Origin of the sequence: Bordetella sp. 02P26C-1 (assembly GCF_009763255.1) — a bacterium.
Classification (GTDB): domain Bacteria; phylum Pseudomonadota; class Gammaproteobacteria; order Burkholderiales; family Burkholderiaceae_B; genus Bordetella_A.
Genome location: NZ_WSJB01000003.1, coordinates 38,731 through 53,712, shown reverse-complemented (window position 1 = coordinate 53,712; position 14,982 = coordinate 38,731). Strand labels below are relative to the sequence as shown.

Below are 14,982 nucleotides of genomic sequence, written 5' to 3'. Positions count from 1 at the left end.
ACATCATGCCTCTATGGAGCAGCATGGACAGTGGCAAGAGCCCGGGACTCGGGCCGTATATGACGGGCGTTTCCAAGAACGATATGCTCAACTTGATGAAGCTGCCCACCACCAATGTCTTTATCAAGAATCGGCCTGCCCACAACATATGGTCGGTGGCGCCCTTGACCATCGATCTGCCTTCCGGGGTTCTGGGGCTTGCTTCGGGTACCTTGTTTATGTTGGGCACCACGATCGCGCTTTTCGCGGCCACCGTGGTGGCCAGTGGTGGCGTGGTGATTCGCTGGCTATGTCTTGCGCTGCAGAATCTTTGGAACACGCTAGGATGCTTTCTCAAGCCCGGGCAGAAAAAAGTGGTTCTGCTGACGGCTTGATGCGACGGCGATTGCGACGTGAGTTGAACCATGATGCTTTATCGCTTGGCCACGGTCGCGGGCGTGGGCTTTATGCTGGCAGGCGGCGGCGTGCTCGTCGCCTATCTGTACCAGGCGATTTACCTGGCTACGCCGGCGAACGCGCCTGATCTGTCCTGGGCGTTCACCCTGTATCTCCTCGGGCACATATTAATCGTTGTACGCAGCCACCTGATCAACGACCTGGCTCACCGCATTCGGCATCACGGTGAGTCTGGTGATGCCCGGATCCTCACCGCCAAGCGTATCGGTTCGCCCGAAGAGGGCAGGGACCGCCATTGGTATGCGCTGACGCTGCGTGTGCAACCGCACAGGGCGAATACCTCTGACTTCGATACATCGGTCACGCAGTTGTTCAGTGCGCAAGCATCAGCGCGTTTGGCGCCGGGGTCCATTCTGCCGGTCAAGTTTGGCGACAAGCCGGCTCAGGTGGTGGTGACAGGCGAGGGCGCGTTTCCCGCCATACGGCGATGACGCCATAGGCGGGAAGCGCCACCACGACAGTGCCCTAGATCAACCGCAATACCGGGTCTGGAACGCCAATCGCATGCAAGGCACGCCTCTCCGCCTCTGTAAGCTGAAGATGATTAATCAGCGTCACGGCTGGCAGACTTTGCGGGGTGGTTGGCTTTGCACCTTCGACTGAATTGAGGTTGACGCCTTGCGCCGCTGTTTCGTCCGCGACCGTAGCGCTGCATACGGCCAGCAATTGATGAAGCAGAGCCTCCAACGCGAGCGGTTTGGATAATCGTTCTCCCGTGCTCGCCCATTGCCTCAGGCTCACGGTTTTGGGTGCGGCCGCACTGCGTATAGCAGCTCGCGGCGCGGATTGCGGTTGCTCGGCAGCTTTCATCAGCGTCTCGTGCGCGAAACGCAGCACCCCCCGGATGCGCTTGCCAAACTCGCCATTGCAGACTTCCAACACGCGCATCTTGGTCTCTGATGGTAAATCCTTGAAGATCTCCGCCATCTGCTCGCCGGGGAAGGCGCGGCGTTGTTCTGCCGTCATACGCTTCATCGGCCAGGATCGTGATATGAACGCGTCAGCCTCGTCCAGCGTGCGCAGCGTGGCATAGGTATCTGAGGTATTGACCGCGTCCTCCAGATCCAGCCTCAGCTTTTGCGCAAACAGTTTCCAGATCTCGGCCTCGTCGAAGATTCCGTAGATGCGATCATTACGGTATATCTCCGCATCGCCAATATGAAAGCTACAACCCACCGCGCCCGTGATGTGGTTCCAGATATCGAATCTGAATTGATGACGATGTTCTTGCGGCGCAAGGCTGCGCAGTTGCAGGAATTTTTTCAGCCTTTCCTTTTCATTGTTGAGACGTCCGGAGTCGTCTTCGTGGTACCACGGGTTCACCTTGATGGAGGCGATGCAGTCGAACAAGCTTTCTATCGCCTCTCGGCGTATGCCGCCTGCAAGCACGTCGATAATCTTGTCGACTAGCCGCATCCGCCTGGCTTGTTCGATGCTTTGCGACTGTGCGATATGCACGATGCGTGAAACGCTCAGCAGTGAAAAGTCGTTCATAGTGTCAACGCCGCCCGTTAGAAAGACTTGTTGTCCTTGAGTAACAGCAAGCTACGTCGAGTTCCAGCATTTCGCTGGCGGAACGGCAAAGCGAACAAATTTCTCCGCGTGCGCCCTAGGGAGCACGAGGTCCACATCAGGGTAAGTCCCGATCCCTTGACCGGGTTGCGCAGATCAGCGCCGGCGCGAGCGTCCGTGAGCTGCCTGCGGTCGTTTACGCAGGAACATAACAATCAGCGCGAGGCCAAAGACGACGGACAAGACGGAACCGATAATGAGGCCCGCGTGTTGCGTATCCTGTAGCGCCCCAACGCTACGCGCTGCCAAATAGCCGGGAGCCAGCATGGCCGGCACCCACAATACCGCCGAAATCACATTAGCCAGCTGAAAGCGCGCGTGCTTCATGGCCATGATGCCCGCGACCGTGGGCACCGTCGAACGAAACGGGCCGAGGAAACGCCCCATTAGCACGGAGGCGAACCCGTACCGGGAAAAAAACAGTCTCGCCCGCGCTACGGCGGTGCGTTGTGTACTGAACGGCCAGCGGCGCAACATCGTCGGCCCCAGCCACCGTCCAAAAGCGTACGAAATCGCGTCTCCGACGATTGCCCCGGCGATTCCCCAGATCAAAGGGCTCCACGGCGACAGGGTGCCGGTGCCAATCAAGCCGCCGGTCAAAAGCAGCAGCGCCGTGGCGGGAATCAATATGCCGATAATCAGCATCGATTCGCCCAGCGTCAGCAAAAATATGATCGGCCCTGCCCAGTCCTGGTTGGTCTGGATGAATTTACCGATCTGGTCGAAAAAAGCGTCCATGCGGGGGAGGTCAGCACAAGTTGCCAAGCATGTTACCGCGAGGCGACAGGCCCCGTTGGCCCGTTTGCTGGCGACAAGGTGCCGGGTTGTAACGGAGAAAATTCGTGGTCGGGAATGTCGTCATGCGACCCCCGATCATGCCATCCCGATGTGAGTATTTTGGGAAGCGCTCAACGGCAAGCCTGATGTGCAGCGCAGGAATGTCCGCAAATCAGACTAAGGGAAGCGTGAAATGATGGTGCACCCACCCGGAATCGAACCGGGATGCCCGAAGGCGAGGGATTTTAAGTCCCTTGCGTCTACCAATTTCGCCATGGGTGCAGTTGGCGGAAGCGGTGGGATTCGAACCCACGAAGGGCGCAAACCCTTGCCGGTTTTCAAGACCGGTGCCTTCAACCACTCGGCCACACTTCCGTTCTGCGCTGCGGATGATACCGCAGTCTGGAAGTCCCGCGTGCAAAGACGACGAATTCAGCGGGTTTGGATCTTCCGTAAAGGGCGCAATAATAATCGATTTACACGAGGAGGCGAACTATGCGTGCAGTAGAAATTTCCCAGCCTGGCGGCCCCGAGGTCCTGGTGCCCGTCGAGCGGCCCAGGCCTGAGGCGGGCGCTGGCGAGGTCCTCATCAAGGTCTCGGCGGCCGGCGTGAATCGCCCCGACGTGGCTCAGCGCAAGGGAAGCTACCCGCCGCCTCCCGGAGCCTCCGATCTCCCCGGACTCGAAGTCGCCGGCGAAATCGTGGGCGGAGATGCAGCGGCCGGGGGCTTCTCCGTTGGCGACAAGGTCTGTGCGCTGATCGCGGGCGGCGGCTATGCCGAATACTGCGTGGCGCCGGTTGAGCAGTGCCTGCCGATTCCCGCAGGCCTCTCGGAGATCGAGGCAGCGGGCTTGCCCGAGACGTATTTCACAGTCTGGAGCAACGTGTTCGACCGCGGCGCGCTCAAAGCTGGCGAAACCCTGCTGGTGCACGGTGGCGCGAGCGGCATTGGGACCACGGCGATCCAACTGGCCCGCGCGATGGGCAACACGGTGTATGCCACCGTGGGCAGCGACGAACGCGCCCGGGCGGTCGAGGCCTTGGGAGCGGCTCGCGGCATCAACTACAAGACGGAAGATTTCGTTGAAGTCGTGCGCGAGGCGACTGGTGGCGTGGGCGTCAATGTCATTCTCGACATGGTGGCCGGCGACTACATTAACCGCGACTTGAAGTGTCTGGCCGACGATGGGCGTATCGTGATCATCGCGTTGTTGGGTGGCGCGCGTTCCGAGATCGACGCCAATCAGGTTCTGCGGCGGCGTTTGACGGTCACGGGCTCGACGCTGCGCCCACGTCCGGTGGCGTTCAAGGGCGCAATCGCGCAGTCATTGCGTCAGCACGTCTGGCCGCTGTTGGAGCAGGGTCGTATCAAACCGATAGTCCACGCCACGTTCCCGCTGGAGCAGGCGTCGGCCGCCCATGCGATGATGGAGGCCGGCGAAAACATAGGCAAAATCATCCTGACTGTGTAATAAACACGGCGTTCAGCGTAGCTGCAGCTATTCAGGATACAATCTTGGGTTTGACCTGGGTTTTGTCGCCCAGGTTGCCCTTAACCCGTTTGCGCCATGACCTCAGTTGAAAACCGCGCCCGTCTCGTGCTGGGCAATTGGAAGATGCACGGCAACCTGGCCGAAAACGCTGCGCTGCTCGAAGCTTTGCGCGCCGCCGATCCGGCGTCACACTGCGAAATCGGTGTGTGCGTGCCGTTTCCATATCTGGCTCAGGCTGCTTCCGTTCTGGAAGGCAGCGCCGTTTCGTGGGGAGCACAGGATGTCAGCGCGCATGCCAAAGGCGCCTACACGGGCGAAGTTTCCGGCGCCATGCTGAAGGAATTCGGCTGCCGTTTGGCGCTGGTCGGGCATTCCGAGCGGCGCACCTACCACGGCGAGACCGATCAGGGCGTTGCTGACAAGGCGCGCGCCGCGCTGGAATCGGGCCTGACGCCGGTGGTCTGCGTGGGTGAGTCGCTGGCGGATCGCGAAGCCGGCAATACGTTGAGCGTCATCGAGCGTCAACTCGCGCCGGTCCTGGCCTTGGGCGCGGATGCCTTGTCACGCATGGTACTGGCCTACGAGCCGGTATGGGCGATTGGCACGGGTTTAAGCGCTTCGCCCGAGCAGGCGCAAGAGGTTCACGGTGCGATTCGTCTCGCATTGCGGGCTCAGGGCGCCGGCCAGGTGCGCGTGTTGTACGGCGGCAGCGTCAAGGCCGCAAATGCTGCCACTTTGTTTGCGATGCCGGATATCGACGGCGCCCTCGTGGGCGGCGCGTCCTTGGTCGCTGAAGAATTCCTGCGGATTGCCGCAGCCTAAGTTTCCGGAGTCTTTTTAATGTCTTTGACACTCACTCTTTTGCTGGGCGTACAGGTTGTGTCCGCGCTGGCGATTATCGTCCTTGTTCTGCTGCAGCAGGGCAAAGGCGCCGACATGGGCTCTGCCTTTGGCAGCGGCTCGGCTGGCAGTCTGTTCGGCGCGACTGGCGCGGCTAACTTTTTGTCGCGCATGACCAAATGGGCCGCCGTGGTCTTTTTTGCCTCGACCCTCGGTCTGGCGTACATGAGCCACTCGGTATCGCCGTTTGGCGGCATGGAATCCGGCGTGATGCAGGATTTCCCGGCTGATCGCTCTGTGCCGCAGATTCCTGGTGCTGGCGTGCCGCAAACCGCGCCCGCGCAGTCCGACGCATCGGTACCATCCGTGCCGGCCGCTCCGCAGACGCAGGCGCCTGCTGATGCCGCTCCGGCTGCCACTGAGGCACCCGCAGCAGCACCGGCGGCTCCCGAGAAGGCTCCCGAGGCGCCCGCGGCAGACAAGCCCGAGACCGCCGCTGATAAGCCCGCGGACGCGCCAGCTGCTCAGCCGTCGTCCGAGCAGCCCGCTCAACAGAGCCCGGCGCAATAATTGACAGCAAGAAAGCTTGAGCCAATTGGCTCAAGCCGAAAAATCGTGCTAGAATGCGCGACTTTCCTGGTTTGAATATCGACACAGGAAATGCAAGACCCAAGCCGACGTGGTGGAATTGGTAGACACGCTATCTTGAGGGGGTAGTGGCGAAAGCTGTGCGAGTTCGAGTCTCGCCGTCGGCACCAAGATTCCAAATCAGTGCGCTTCAAAACGCCTGATGATTTACTGAAAAACCCGCATGAACATCGCGTTCTGCGGGTTTTTTGCATCCTGCCCCATACGCATTAAAAGGCCTAACCCACGGAGCCTTCACTGGGCCCGATTAAACGGCGTTAAGCGCCGCTTGTGCCGACATCCTGTCGCGTGGATGCGCTGGTGGCGCGCCCTCCGCGCTTTAGTAAATCTTGAATCATTCCGAGCACCAGTTCCGCTGCGGGCGACAGGGTGCGTCGCTGATGATGAAGTACGCTAAATCGCAGGGAGGCCGCAGCCGGGAGCGACACGGGCAGGGACTGCAAGCTGCCTTCGTTGAGCGCCTCAGCGATGGACTCGCGGGTGCTAAACAGCACGACGTCGCTGCCTTGGGCAACCTCGCGCAGCGTCGAGATGCTGTCGCATTCGCAGGCAATCGGCAGATCGTCGGGATCGGCGACCTGATACAGCTTCGCCAGATAGGCGCGCGCGCGTTGTGGCAACTGCGTGGCTGCCAGGCGGTAGTCCGCCAACCTCGCGCGCAGACGACGTGGCGGTACCGCGAGCAGGGGGTGCCCCGCGCGCACGAACAGGCCACCGTGCTGTGGGGGTAGCGGGTGAACCGTGTAGTCTTTGGGCGGCGGCAGGCTGTGCGTCACGGCGACGACAAAGTCGAGTTTGTCGTGCTGCAGCTTTTCGCGAAGGCGTTGCCAGCTTTCAATTTCGACATGCACCTGGATATCCGGTCGGGTGCGTGCCAGTTCCTTAAGCAGTGGCGACAAGAATGTCGCTGCCGGAAATACACCCACACCCAGGTTGACTTGACCTGATTCGCAGCCTTTGAGTCGACGCGCATGCCGTTGCAGCTCTGCTGTTTCGGCCAGGATGCGCCGCGCGCGGGTCAGCACCATTTCGCCGGCCTGCGTCAGCTTGACGCCAGCGGGGTCGCGGTCCAATAAAGTCAAGCCCACATCATCCTCTAACGCTTGAATACTGCGACTCAGCGCCGACTGGGTGAGATGCAGCTTCTGCGCGGCGCGCGAGAAGTGTCTCTCTTCACTCAACACCAAAAACTGCTGCAACCCGCGGAGAGTAAGGCTCATGAGTTTTTATCATGGGAAGTGAATCCAATATGCATTGGATTCAGGATGGGCAAGGCGACTATAAAGTAGCGGCGCGGTATCGGCAACGACCGAAACGCAAGCGTAATGATATTGAGCTGTCAGAAAAGACGGCCTGGCCGGAGGAGAGTGATGAAAGCGATATCTTGTATTGACCGTGTGCGTGCAACCGGTGCACGGCTACTCATGATGGCGACCTGTGTCGCGGGGCTCGTCGGTGCGCCCGCGCAGGCGAAGGCGGACAGCACCTGGCCTGCGGCCGGCAAGACGATACGCATAGTGGTGCCGTTTCCGGCGGGTTCAGGATCTGACTCGCTGGCGCGCCTGCTAGCAGCCAAGGTTACTGAACAGACTGGTGCTTCCGTCATCATCGACAATAAGCCGGGCGCTGGCACCATGATCGGTGCGCAGGAAGTGGCCCGCGCCAAGCCCGACGGCTATACGCTGCTATACACCATCGTGGTGACGCATACTCAGAATCCGCATTTGTATAAGAAGCTGTCCTACGATCCGTTCAAGGACTTCACGCCCATTTTGCAAGCCGTGCGTTCCGCCACCGTGCTGGTGGCCAATAAGGATGCACCGTTTGATACCACTGAGCAGATGGTGGCGTATGCCAAGGCGAACCCGGGCAAGCTGAACTACGCATCGTATAGCCCGGGCTCGACGTCCCATCTGAACGGCGAGATTCTCAAGATGCGTACCGGCACAGACATTGTGCACATTCCCTATAAAGGGACGGCCGACGCTTCGCTTGCCCTGCTGGCAGGGGACGTACAGATCTATTTTGATGGCACGAGCACCGCTGTGCAAAACGCCAAGGCGGGCAAGGTAAAGGTTCTGGGGCCTGCCTCGGATAAGCGATTGGCGGTGATGCCGGAGGTGCCGACCCTGCAAGAGCAAGGTATCGAGGGCCTGAACATTGTGGGTTGGCAAGGCCTCTTTGGCCCCGGTGGCGTGCCGCCCGAAACCGCCGAACGCATTGCGACCGTGTTTCGCAATGCGCTCAATACACCACAGGTGACTGAAGCCATCGTGTCGCAAGGCAATGAGGTCAGTGGCGTTGGACCCAAGGAATATGCGGATATTGTGAGGCGCGACTACGACCGTTGGGGCGAGGTCATTCGCGGCGCCAATCTCTCGCTTGATTGAGTATCTGGAGGAATCATGCACGATATCGTCATCCGTGGCGCTTTGATTGTCGACGGCTCGGGAAAGCCGTCCTACACCGGTGATGTGGCTGTCGGGGACGGCATCATCCAGCAAGTGGGAGGTAAGGCGGGCGCGGCGCGCCGCGAGATCCACGCAGATGGCTGTCTGGTGACGCCGGGCTGGATCGATATTCACACCCACTACGACGGGCAGGCGACTTGGGATCCGTACCTGAGTCCGTCGACCTGGCATGGCGTGACGACAGCGATCATGGGCAACTGCGGCGTAGGCTTTGCACCCGTCAAACCCGATCGTCGCGAGTGGTTGATCAAGGTGATGGAGGGTGTAGAGGATATCCCGGGTACCGTCTTGTCCGAGGGCATTCAATGGGACTGGGAGTCATTCCCCGAGTATCTGGATGCCTTGGATCGTCGACCGAAAGCGTTGGATATCGGCGCACAGATTCCCCATAGTGCCGTGCGCGCATATGTGATGGGCGACCGGGGCGTGCATCATGATGAGGCCTCTCCCGAGGACCTGCTGCAGATGCGCGAGCTCGTGCGCGAGGCGATGTTGGCCGGCGCCGTGGGGTTTTCGACGTCACGCACGTTCCTGCATAAATACGATGAGCGCAAGTACCCGCCGGGCACGTTCGCCACGGACGAGGAGCTCAGTGCCTTGGGGGGCGTGCTTGGCGAAGTCGGCCACGGCGTGTTCCAGATGACGGCCAATCATCCGGCCATGGAGGCTGAGTTGCCGTGGCTGGAGCATCTGGCCCGCAGCAATAAGCTGCCTGTGCTGTTCAATCTGCAACAGACCGATGGGGCGCCCGATGTATGGAAGGAGATTGCGCGCGCATTGGACCGCGCGCATGCGGACAACCTCCCCCTGATGGCGGGGATCAGCGGACGGCCGCTCGGAATCTTGTTTTCGTGGCAGAGCACGTTGCATCCTTTTATCGCGCATCCGACGTATATCGAATTGCAGAAGCTGCCATTCGATGAGCAACTCCGGCAGTTGCGCGACCCCGCTGTGCGCGCTCGCATCATGCAAGAGGAACGCGGTCTGCTGGATCGCCGGGCACGCACACTCTTTAGCAGCTTCCATAAGATTTACCGGCTGGGCGAGCAGCCCGACTATGAGCCCGAGCCGCACGAAAGCGTGGCAGCCATGGCGCAGCGCACGGGAAGGCCCCCGCTCGAGATCATTTACGATCTGATGCTGGAAAATGATGGCAAGGCCATTCTGTACTATCCGTCATTCAACTACTCGTACGAAAGTCTGGACCATCTGCACCAGCTGATGCAGCATCCCAACACGGTCAACAGTCTTTCGGACGGTGGGGCGCATTGTGGCTATATCTGCGATGTGAGTATGCCCACGTTTATGCTGAGTTTCTGGACGCGCGATCGTAAACGTGGACCATTGCTGTCGCTGGAGCATGTGGTGAAACGCCAAACCTTGGATACGGCCAAGGTGTATGGCCTGCACGATCGCGGTTTGCTACGCGAAGGCTATAAGGCCGATATCAATATCGTGGACCCCGCTGCCGTGACAGTGCATTGTCCCGAAATGGTTTTCGATCTGCCAGCAGGAGGCCGGCGTTTGATACAGCGCGCCGATGGTTATGTGGCGACCCTGGTCAACGGCATGCCGATTTTTGAGCGCGGTGAGGCCACGGGAGCTTTACCCGGCAAACTGCTGCGGGGAGGCCGTACGGGCCAGCCGCGTGGCGCACGAGCCTGATCGCATCGGATGGGAGGCCGGCAAACATGATGGTGAAGGAAGCTACCGATGACCTGCGCGAGCCGCTCGATGCGGCAGCGCTGGATACGCTGTTTCGCGACGCGCGGTCGATTCGGGAATGGCAGGATCGCGCCGTTCCAATGGATCTGCTAAGAACGCTATACGGACTCATGCGCATGGGACCGACGGCGGCAAACTGCCAACCCGCACGTGTGGCATTCGTCACAAGCGCGGAGGCGAAAGCGCGACTATTGCCGCTCATGGATGAGGGTAACGTCGCGCCTACGCGGCAGGCCCCTGTGACGGCGATCGTGGCCTATGACCTGCGGTTCTACGAGCAAATGGTGAAAGTCTTTCCCCATCAACCGGGTGCCGCCTCGTGGTTCAACCATACGCCAGAGGCCGCGCGAGAGGCCGCCTTGCGTAACGGCAGTCTGCAGGGAGGCTACTTTATTATGGCGGCGCGCGCGTTGGGGCTGGACTGCGGCCCGATGGGTGGATTTGACGCGCACGCGGTCGCAGAGACGTTTTTTCCGGGCCAGCCTGTGGAAGTCAATTTTGTCTGCAACCTGGGTTATGGCTGTCCCGCTCCCTTTCCACGGCTGCCGCGATTGGATTTCGAGGAAGCCTGTGTCGTGTATTAATGGTTATCGGGGCTACGGCATGAATGGATTGTCGTCGTCATGAGCGCCCATGTGCGGATGTCTGCAGGCGACGTGCTTTGCATCGCTGGCGTCGTGATCATATGGGGTCTGAACTTCGTTGTGATGAAGTGGGGCTTGCATGGGCTCAGTCCTATGCTGCTCGGAGCGCTTCGATATACCGTCGCTTCATTACCATTTCTGCTGTTTGTGCGTGCTCCGACAGTGCCATGGCGATTCGTAGTGGCCTATGGATTGGTTCAAGGCATCGGACAGTTTGGATTGTTGTTCACGGCGTTGGCGGTGGGAATGACAGCCGGTATGGCTTCCGTGGTGATGCAGACGCAAGCCCTATTCACCTTACTGCTGGCGGTTCCCCTGCTCGGCGAAAGAGGCGCGCCGTTGCAGTGGTTGGGCCTCGCGATAGCGGCTATGGGTTTGGCTGCCATTGCTTCGGCGCATGGCGACGCGCCGGGTCAGATGACCATGCTCGGGTTTGTGCTCACGCTCGGCGCTGCGCTGATGTGGGCGCTATCGAATCTCGTCGTCCGCTTTGCTGGCAACACGGGCGCTAAGTACGATCCATTTGCGTTCGTGGTGTGGAGCAGTGCGGTGACCCTACTCCCGTTTTACGGACTGGCTATCGGCGTGGATGGTGCCGATGCAACCATGAGTAGTTTGTTGAACCTGGGCTGGCGGGAAGCTTTCGCATCTTTATTCTTGGGGCTGTTTGCGACCTTGCTGGCCTATACGCTGTGGACGCGATTGCTTCAGCGTCATCATGCCGGACGCATCTCGCCATTTTCATTGTTGGTGCCCGTGATCGGCCTTTGGGCGGCGGCGGTCGCATTCGACGAGCAGTTGGCGCTTGCGCAGTGGCTCGGTGTGATCGCCATTTTGTTCGGGTTGGCGATTAATCAGTGGGCGGCCAAAAGGCGTATGGCTCGGGGCTAAGCGCCGGACACCTGCTATGAGTCGCACGTGCGCAGCTAACACCGTGATGGATCGCACGGCGTTTGCAATGCCTCTGGCGATAGGCGAAGACGGACATGCGATTGCCAAGGGCAGGGCTTGGGGCGTTACAGTCTTGCTGAAAATGAAGTTGTCTTGCCAAAGCTTTCGCTCCTTGGGGTTTTGCTGCGCTGCGCCAGGGCGTACGCGCCACACCGGCGACATTTAATAATCGTTAAATGCTGGTGATTCTATTGCTCCGTTTGGGGTTATTGCGTACTGTTGACCGCCATACATAAAGGAAATGCCTCGCCGTACGGGAGGCTTTCCTCGTTGCGCTTACTTCATCTTTATTCATACACGTGAGTGGCATTCCCCCTGCCGCCGTCGCGCGGTATCTGAGAAGGAGTCATTGAGCATGGCGAATAAGAAGCGGGCCCCGTCCAAGGGTGGGCAGCAAAGTGCGGTCGATACCGCCTACTTCAACACCGATAGCGCGCCAGCGCTTCCCCCCTTCAAAGGACGCGAGTCATCCAGCCTTGAAGCAGGCGATCGCCGTAGGGCAAATGGTCGACGCGATTGCCGAGAACGAGAACAAATCCAGTGAATATGGTCGCGCCGAATCGCCGCCAGTAGGTCAGACCGCAGAACCGCCAGACGGCTCAGCCACCGCGAGTACGCTATCAGAGAAGAATCGCTCGGCGAAAACCTCAGGCCGCGCGAAAGTTGGGAAAAACGCGGTGGGCGGGGAACTCGCCCGTGTGCGCGCGGATGGCGGCGGGCAGGCGATGACGACTAACGAAGGTGTTCCCATCGCGGACAACCAAAGCTCGTTAAAGGCCGGACTGCGGGGACCCGCATTATTAAAAGATTTCATCCTGCGCGAGAAGATCACTCACTTCGATCATGAGCGCATTCCCGAACGTATTGTGCACGCGCGCGGCTCGGCCGCACATGGCTTTTTCCAGTGCTATGAGCCATTGACCGATATCACCTGTGCGTCGTTGTTTGCCGAGGCTGGCAAGAAGACACCCGTCTTCGTTCGGTTTTCAACGGTTGCGGGTGAGCTAGGGTCCAAGGACACGGCCCGCGATGTGCGTGGCTTCGCGGTGAAGTTCTATACAGACCAGGGTAATTGGGATCTGGTGGGCAACAACATGCCGGTGTTCTTTATTCAAGACGCGATGAAGTTCCCTGATCTCGTGCATGCCGTCAAGCCCGAACCCCATCACGGAATGCCACAGGCGGCATCCGCTCACGATACCTTTTGGGACTTTATCTCGTTGATGCCCGAGTCGGCTCACATGATCAGGTGGGCGATGTCGGATCGCGGCATTCCGCGCAGCTACCGCATGATGCAAGGCTTCGGTGTGCATACCTTCCGGTTTGTCACGGCCGAGGGCCGCGCGAGCCTGGTGAAGTTTCATTGGAATCCTAAGCTCGGCACACACTCGCATGTCTGGGACGAGGCGGTAAAGATTTCGGGCGCGGACCCGGATTATCATCGCCGCGACCTTTGGGAAGCGATCGAGGCGGGGGCCTATCCGGAATGGGAACTCGGCGTACAGGTCTTTAGCGAAGAGCAGGCAGAAGCCTTTAGCTTCGATGTGCTGGATGCAACCAAGCTGATCCCTGAAGAGCTTGTTCCGATACGGCCTATCGGGCGTATGGTGTTGAACCGAAACCCTGACAATTTCTTTGCCGAAACCGAGCAGGTTGCGTTCTGCACCGCGCATGTCGTGCCGGGGATCGACTTTACGAATGATCCGCTGTTGGCGGGGCGGATTCATTCTTATGTGGATACGCAGATTTCCCGGCTTGGCGGACCCAATTTTCACGAGCTGCCGATCAACGCGCCGGTCGCGCCCGTGCATAACAATCAGCGTGACGGCATGCACCGCCAGGCGATACATCGAGGGCGAGTGGCCTATGAGCCGAATTCGTTGGCAGGGGGGTGCCCGTTTCAGGCTGGGAATAAGGGCTTTATTCCTTTCCCCGAGCCGGTCGACAGTGTCGAGCTGCGCGGCAAGCCTGAAAAATTCGCGGAACACTACAACCAAGCTACCCTCTTTTATGAGAGCCAATCGGATATAGAAAAGAAGCACATCGCGGATGCCCTGGCGTTCGAGCTGAGCAAGGTCACGGTACCTGGGATCCGTCGTCGCACCGTGGCTATGCTGCGCAATATCTCCGAGGACCTGGCGGCGACGGTAGCAACCAAACTGGGGATGCCAGAGCTTCCTGATCCGTTGCCGCGCGCGGCCGCGCCCGTCAAGCCGGAAATCAAGAAGTCGGCGTTTTTGTCGCTGTTGGCGCGTCCCGGCGAGGGCGGCATTGCCTCGCGCAAGATCGCCAGCATGGTCGCCGATGGCACGGATGCCGCGTCGGTTCAGTCGATAGCCAAGTCGCTGATCGACAAGGGGGCGGTCGTGCGGCTGGTGGGCCCGCATGTCGGTTTGCTACAGGGGCAAAACGGCGATGCGCTCGATGCGGATGCGTCCTTTGAGAACAGCCCGTCTGTGTTGTTCGATGCGGTACTTTGCGCAGGTGGCCATGCGACGGCGGACGCTCTCGTTAACAACGGATTGGCGTTGGAATATGTACGCGACGCGTTCCGCCACGGTAAACCTTTAATGGCGGTGGGCGAGGGTCGCAGGGTATTCGAGGCGGCAGGTCTGCCGGCGGCCGACGTCGATCCGGGCTTGCTCATCGTGGCGAAATATGACGCGATTGCGGCCAAGGGCTTCGTCGCTGCGATCGAACGCCATCGCCATCCGGAGCGCGAAACGGACCCGCCCGCCGTCTAGTAAGGAGCGTGGTTTTAGATAAACCGTCAAGCAATTCTGTAAGGAGACCGGAGTTGGCCAAGCTGAATATATACGAAGCGCTGCGGGTGAGTCACGAAGTCCAGAGGACGTTGTGCCGCAGGCTGGTGCGTAGCCCCGTGGACGAGACGCGCCGGCGTGACCTGTATCGTGAACTCAAGTTGGAACTCGCCGCTCATGCGGCTGCGGAAGAAAGGTTCCTGTACGCTCCTATGTTGATGGACGATATGGGGCTCAATTCCTCGCGCCATGCGCTCGCCGAGCATCATGAGATCGACGAGTGTGTCGAGAAGCTGGGAAAGCTTGAACCGGAAGGGGAGGCCTGGCTGACGCAGGCCAAGAAGCTTTCCGAAGAGGTGCACCATCATTTGCGTGAAGAGGAAAAGAAGTTTTTTCAGGTGTCCGGCAAGATCCTTAAGGCCGGTCAAAAGGAAGAGCTCGCGCTCAAATACCTCAAGGACTATGAGCGCATGAAGCTGGAACTGGCTGGCTAAGGCTGCGTTCATCAGCATCCTGGTCCGTTACACGGCTGCCCCTCGTCAGAGGCGCAGCCGTGTTTGCATCGTGGCTCGCTGTACGTGAGCCAGTACGTCACTCGCTTTAAACTATGGAAACAACGACAGCCGTATTTCCGACCCGACC

Annotated in this window: 14 protein-coding genes and 3 tRNA genes; 12 read left to right on the top strand and 5 right to left on the bottom strand. The window is 59.7% G+C overall.

All coding sequences use genetic code 11. The annotated features are described in order from the left end of the window. Positions 1–5: 5 nt before the first annotated feature. Both GOQ28_RS02230 and GOQ28_RS02225 read left to right on the top strand, forming a co-directional pair. Positions 6–374, top strand: coding sequence for a DUF4150 domain-containing protein (locus tag GOQ28_RS02230; protein ID WP_160352025.1), 369 nt, complete (start codon positions 6–8; stop codon positions 372–374). A gap of 30 nt (positions 375–404) precedes the next feature. Continuing rightward, entirely contained in the window at positions 405–887 is a 483-nt protein-coding gene (locus tag GOQ28_RS02225) for a hypothetical protein (protein ID WP_160355271.1), read from the top strand. A gap of 34 nt (positions 888–921) precedes the next feature. Here the strand turns inward: GOQ28_RS02225 and GOQ28_RS02220 are convergent, their stop codons facing one another. From GOQ28_RS02220 to GOQ28_RS02205, 4 genes are all read right to left on the bottom strand, one after another. Further along, positions 922–1,950 carry a hypothetical protein gene (locus tag GOQ28_RS02220; RefSeq protein ID WP_160355270.1) on the bottom strand — a complete coding sequence of 343 codons (1,029 nt, stop codon included), beginning with the start codon at positions 1,948–1,950 and terminating at the stop codon, positions 922–924. A 174-nt stretch (positions 1,951–2,124) separates the two neighbouring features. Further along, on the bottom strand, positions 2,125–2,766 hold the full coding sequence (locus tag GOQ28_RS02215; RefSeq protein ID WP_160355269.1) for a DedA family protein: 642 nt from the start codon (positions 2,764–2,766) through the stop codon (positions 2,125–2,127). A 236-nt stretch (positions 2,767–3,002) separates the two neighbouring features. Further along, a tRNA-Leu gene (locus GOQ28_RS02210) sits at positions 3,003–3,087 on the bottom strand. Positions 3,088–3,090: 3 nt separating this feature from the next. Then, a tRNA-Ser gene (locus GOQ28_RS02205) sits at positions 3,091–3,180 on the bottom strand. A gap of 120 nt (positions 3,181–3,300) precedes the next feature. On the opposite strand from GOQ28_RS02205, the gene GOQ28_RS02200 reads away from it, so the two are divergent. The 4 genes from GOQ28_RS02200 (at position 3,301) to GOQ28_RS02185 (ending at position 5,897) form a co-directional block, all read left to right on the top strand. After that, positions 3,301–4,278, top strand: a complete 978-nt coding sequence (locus GOQ28_RS02200; protein WP_160355268.1) for an NAD(P)H-quinone oxidoreductase — start codon at positions 3,301–3,303, stop codon at positions 4,276–4,278. Between the two features lie 96 nt (positions 4,279–4,374). After that, positions 4,375–5,121 carry a triose-phosphate isomerase gene (gene tpiA, locus GOQ28_RS02195; protein ID WP_160352030.1) on the top strand — a complete coding sequence of 249 codons (747 nt, stop codon included), beginning with the start codon at positions 4,375–4,377 and terminating at the stop codon, positions 5,119–5,121. An 18-nt stretch (positions 5,122–5,139) separates the two neighbouring features. Next, positions 5,140–5,709 (top strand): preprotein translocase subunit SecG, encoded by a 570-nt coding sequence (secG, locus tag GOQ28_RS02190; protein WP_160355267.1) that lies wholly within the window; start codon positions 5,140–5,142, stop codon positions 5,707–5,709. Positions 5,710–5,812: 103 nt separating this feature from the next. Continuing rightward, positions 5,813–5,897, top strand: a tRNA-Leu gene (locus GOQ28_RS02185). A gap of 147 nt (positions 5,898–6,044) precedes the next feature. On the opposite strand, the gene GOQ28_RS02180 is transcribed toward GOQ28_RS02185, so the two are convergent. Then, positions 6,045–7,007 carry a LysR family transcriptional regulator gene (locus GOQ28_RS02180; RefSeq protein WP_160355266.1) on the bottom strand — a complete coding sequence of 321 codons (963 nt, stop codon included), beginning with the start codon at positions 7,005–7,007 and terminating at the stop codon, positions 6,045–6,047. A 150-nt stretch (positions 7,008–7,157) separates the two neighbouring features. Between GOQ28_RS02180 and GOQ28_RS02175 the strand changes: the two genes are divergently transcribed. The 6 genes from GOQ28_RS02175 (at position 7,158) to GOQ28_RS02150 (ending at position 14,834) form a co-directional block, all read left to right on the top strand. Next, on the top strand, positions 7,158–8,177 hold the full coding sequence (locus GOQ28_RS02175; RefSeq protein ID WP_236844196.1) for a Bug family tripartite tricarboxylate transporter substrate binding protein: 1,020 nt from the start codon (positions 7,158–7,160) through the stop codon (positions 8,175–8,177). Positions 8,178–8,192: 15 nt separating this feature from the next. Then, positions 8,193–9,923 carry an N-acyl-D-amino-acid deacylase family protein gene (locus tag GOQ28_RS02170; protein WP_160355265.1) on the top strand — a complete coding sequence of 577 codons (1,731 nt, stop codon included), beginning with the start codon at positions 8,193–8,195 and terminating at the stop codon, positions 9,921–9,923. Positions 9,924–9,952: 29 nt separating this feature from the next. Continuing rightward, entirely contained in the window at positions 9,953–10,567 is a 615-nt protein-coding gene (locus GOQ28_RS02165) for a malonic semialdehyde reductase (RefSeq protein ID WP_202109606.1), read from the top strand. 57 nt (positions 10,568–10,624) lie between these two features. Beyond that, entirely contained in the window at positions 10,625–11,518 is an 894-nt protein-coding gene (locus GOQ28_RS02160; RefSeq protein ID WP_442862070.1) for an EamA family transporter, read from the top strand. A 563-nt stretch (positions 11,519–12,081) separates the two neighbouring features. Next, positions 12,082–14,322 carry a catalase gene (locus GOQ28_RS02155; RefSeq protein WP_160355263.1) on the top strand — a complete coding sequence of 747 codons (2,241 nt, stop codon included), beginning with the start codon at positions 12,082–12,084 and terminating at the stop codon, positions 14,320–14,322. Between the two features lie 53 nt (positions 14,323–14,375). After that, the gene (locus tag GOQ28_RS02150; protein WP_202109603.1) at positions 14,376–14,834 is read left to right on the top strand and encodes a hemerythrin domain-containing protein; all 459 of its coding nucleotides are present in this window, start codon (positions 14,376–14,378) and stop codon (positions 14,832–14,834) included. The last annotated feature ends 148 nt before the right edge of the window (positions 14,835–14,982 follow it).